This window comes from Streptomyces sp. NRRL WC-3742 (assembly GCF_000720635.1).
In the GTDB taxonomy this organism is placed as follows: Bacteria; Actinomycetota; Actinomycetes; order Streptomycetales; family Streptomycetaceae; genus Kitasatospora.
In genome coordinates this window covers 1-4,003 of the sequence record NZ_JOCF01000144.1, presented here as the reverse complement: position 1 = coordinate 4,003, position 4,003 = coordinate 1, and the positions used below count along the sequence as shown (strand labels likewise).

Here is a 4,003-nt window from a genome sequence, read left to right as displayed (position 1 = left end):
CGCCGACACCCCCATCATCACCCTCGACGCCCGCCGCCGCGACAGCGCCAAAAGCGCCCTCATCACCCTCGTCGAACACGCCCTCCTCGCCCGACTGCGATGACCCGGGCCACGACGGTCCCGGTGTCCCGCTCACGGCGGGGCGCCGGGGCCGTCATGCTTTCGGCGAGGTGTCCTCCACGGGCCCGGCGCAAGTCCCGTGTATAAGCGGCGGATAACAGTTCGGTAGGCATTTGGTGATCAACAATGACTGAGTGTGGCCGATCAGCGCCGTTCAGCGCCGGATGACCACGGTTTTGCTCCGTCATGTCGATGTATGTCCGTATTGTTCCTACGAACGCCCCCACCAGCGGCTGTTTGTCCCCTCCCCCCGCACGTGCTGAAATTCCAGCTACCCCTGTCGTATCCCGTGTCGGCCCACCAGGCGACGCCCCGGGGCCCGGGGGTAGCGCTGGATTGATCCATGGCCGGCAGTCGGCCGAGAGGTAGTTGTCGAGTGAGGCGTAAGCAGCAACCCGCCCCGCAGCGGCGCTCCGAGCCCCGCCAGAGCGAGCCGAACGGCGACGCCGCGGCCCAGGCCGGATTCTCCGCGTTCGCCCCCGCAGAGGAACGCGGCCAGAACGCGCCCGCGCCGAAGCAGGCGGTCAAGCCCAGGGAGTCCAAGCCCGCCGGCCCGGCCGAGGAGGACTCCTCCCGGTACGACTTCCTCCGCCCGCGCAACTGGCGCGTGCCGACCCGTCTGATCGCGATCCTCCTGATCCCCGTGATCATCTCGATCGTCTTCGGCGGCCTGCGCGTCAACACCTCCGTCGACGGCTACATCAAGGCGTCCCGCGCCGAGAAGACCGCCGAGCTGGCCAAGGCGGCGACGGAACTCGCCGAAGCGCTCGAGAACGAGCGCGACATGACCCTGATACCTCTGCTCACCAAGCAGGACCCGAACAACGAGGTCGCCAAGCGCCGCGGCGCCACCGACGCCGCCATCAAGGCGTACGAGGCCGCGTACTCGGCCTCCGACAAGTCCGGTGAGCTGCCGCGCCGCCACGAGGCGTTCATGTTCCTCGTGCAGGACCTGCCGCACCTGCGGGCCAACGCCTACGGCAAGGACCTGTTCGCCAGCGCCACCGCGAACGCCTACTCGGTGATGTTCGCCCCGCTGCTGGCCTACGACAACTCCGTCGGCATGGGCTCCGCCAACGCCACCAGCAAGGGCCGCGCGATCTACGCGATGTCCCTGGCCAAGGCGTCCGCCTCGACCCAGCGCGCGCTGATGCTGCACATCCTCGTCGGCATCTCGCAGAACACCACCACGCGTTACGAGAACGTCGACGCGACCCAGCAGATCCTGGTGGCCCAGAAGCTGGAGCAGGTCTCCCTCAACGAGTTCAACACCGGCAGCGCCCCCGAGGACGCCCGCAAGTTCTCCGACGCGCAGGTCGCCCTGGCGACCGCGCAGGAGCGCTCGGCGTACAAGATGCCCAACGGCACCGCGCCGACCATGCAGGGCCTGCTCACCATCGCCTCCGCCTACAGCGAGGCCGCCGCCGAGGGCCAGAGCAGGGGCCGCGGCGTCGCCGACGCCGCGTTCGCCGAGGCCAAGAACGCCGGTCTGACCCCGGACAACTGGAACCAGGCCGCGAACACCCACATCCAGGCCCTGCGCAACACCGAAGTCGCGCTGCTGGACGACGTCCTCAAGGACTCCCGCGCCCTCAAGGACAACGCGCTCTACGACGCCATCCTGAACTCCGGCATCGTCCTCGTCGCGCTCGTCCTCGCCGGTGTGATGACCGGCTACGTCGCCCGCTCGATGGTCCTCGGCATGCGCACCCTGCGCAGCGCCGCCCTCGAGATCGCCGACCACCGCCTCCCCGACCTCGTCGAGAAGCTCTCCAAGACCGACCCGGACCGGGTGGACACCTCCGTCACCCCGATCCCGCTGTACGGCAAGGACGAGATCGGCGAAGTCGCCCGCGCCTTCGACCAGGTCCACCGCCAGGCCGTCGAGCTCGCCGCCGAGCAGGCGCTGCTGCGAGGCAACGTCAACGCGATCTTCACCAACCTCTCGCGCCGCAGCCAGAGCCTGATCCAGCGCCAGCTGGCGCTGATCACGGACCTGGAGAACAACGAGGCCGACCCGGACCAGCTGGAGAACCTCTTCAAGCTGGACCACCTCGCCACCCGTATGCGCCGCAACGGTGAGAACCTGCTCGTCCTCGCGGGCGAGGAGGCCGGCCGCCGCTGGACCACCCCGGTGCCGCTGGTCGACGTGCTGCGCGCCGCCGCCTCCGAGGTGGAGCAGTACGAGCGCGTCGAGCTCTCCGGCATCCCGGAGGTCGAGGTCGTCGGCGCCGCCGTGACCGACCTCGTCCACCTGCTCGCCGAGCTCCTGGAGAACGCCACCTCGTTCTCCAGCCCGCAGACCCGGGTGCTGGTCAACGCCACCCGCCTGCCCGACGGCCGCGTGCTGGTCGAGATCCACGACAAGGGCATCGGCCTCACCGCCGACGACTTCGCCGAGATCAACGAGAAGCTCGCCGAACCGCCCACCGTCGACGCGACCATCTCCCGCCGCATGGGCCTGTTCGTGGTCGGCCGCCTCTCGCAGCGCCACGACATCCGCGTCCAGCTCCGCCCGTCCGGCGAGTCGGCCGGCACCACCTCGCTGGTCATGCTCCCGCCGTTCGTCACCCAGTCCGGCCCCGCCCCGGAGCCGGAGGAGCAGTTCACCGTCTCCCGGATCTTCGCCGACCAGGAGCCGACCGCCGAGTGGACCCAGGACGGCCGCCCCCGCAGCGCCGCCGAACTGGGCTTCGACGACCATCTGACCGGCATCGGCAACGCCGGCTCCAGCGGGTTCAGCCCCGCCCTCGAAGCCGTCCAGCGCTCCCAGCGCCTCGACCAGGTCCGCCGCGCGGCCCTGGAGAGCGCGCCGCACGAGCCCGTGCTCGAGGCCGAGGTCGAGGAGGACCCGCAGGGCTACGACGGCTACGCCCCGCAGGGCTACCAGCAGGGCGGCTACGCCGACGAGTTCGCCTACGAGCAGAACGGCTACGACCAGCCCGGCTACCAGCAGGGCGGCGCCTCCCAGGATCAGTACGGCCAGGACCAGTACGGCCAGTACGCGCAGGACGGCTACGCCGACGAGCAGTACGGGTACGACCAGGGCGGGTACGAGCAGAACGGCTACGACCAGGGCGGCTACAACCAGCCCGGCTACCAGCAGGGCGGCGCCTCCCAGGATCAGTACGGCCAGGACCAGTACGGCCAGTACGACCAGCGGGCCGAGGAGGCCCCGGCCGGCCACCCGTACGCCCCTGAGCCGCCCGCCCTGCCCGCCGCCGGGCCCGCCGCCACCCTGCCGTCCGGCCTGCCGCAGCGCCGCCCCGGCCAGCAGCTGGCGAGCGGGGGCCCCGGCACCCCGCCGCCCGGCGCCGTCCCCTCCGGTGACAGCCCCAACTGGTTCGCCGGCGCCAAGGACACCACCTCCATGCAGCAGCGCGACGGGCACGACGTGTCGGCCCTCGGCGGATACGGCCCGACCGGCCCGACCGCCTCCCCCTGGCAGTCGCCCAACGACGGCGACTGGCAGCGGGCCGAGCAGCTGCGCGAACCCGCCTCCAGCGGCACCACCGGCTCCGGACTGCCGCGGCGCACGCCCAAGCAGAACCTGGTGCCGGGCAATGCCAAGCCGACTCCGACGGACGGCCCCCAGGTCTCCCGCAACCCGGAGGAGGTCCGCGGCCGCCTGACCAACCTGCGCCGCGGCGTGGAGCAGGGCCGCACCGCCGGTAACACCGGAAGCTTCCGGATCGACCCCGATCAGGCAGACCAGTCCGGCAACGGACAGAACCGCAGCACCGATCTCTTCGGCGGCTCGAACCACCAGGAGCGTTGAGTTGACTCAGATGAGCCAGGCCGCACAGAACCTGAACTGGCTGATCACCAATTTCGTGGACAACACCCCCGGGGTGTCCCACACCGTGGTGGTCTCCGCGGACGG

Annotated in this window: 1 protein-coding gene and 2 pseudogenes; all 3 read left to right on the top strand. The window is 70.8% G+C overall.

From position 1 onward, the window contains the following. A pseudogene (locus IH61_RS0139570) lies at positions 1–103 on the top strand (ATP-binding protein); the annotation flags it as partial. A 393-nt stretch (positions 104–496) separates the two neighbouring features. Next, positions 497–3,898 (top strand): nitrate- and nitrite sensing domain-containing protein, encoded by a 3,402-nt coding sequence (locus tag IH61_RS0139565; RefSeq protein ID WP_051838779.1) that lies wholly within the window; start codon positions 497–499, stop codon positions 3,896–3,898. 10 nt (positions 3,899–3,908) lie between these two features. Then, a pseudogene (locus tag IH61_RS0139560) lies at positions 3,909–4,003 on the top strand (roadblock/LC7 domain-containing protein); the annotation flags it as partial.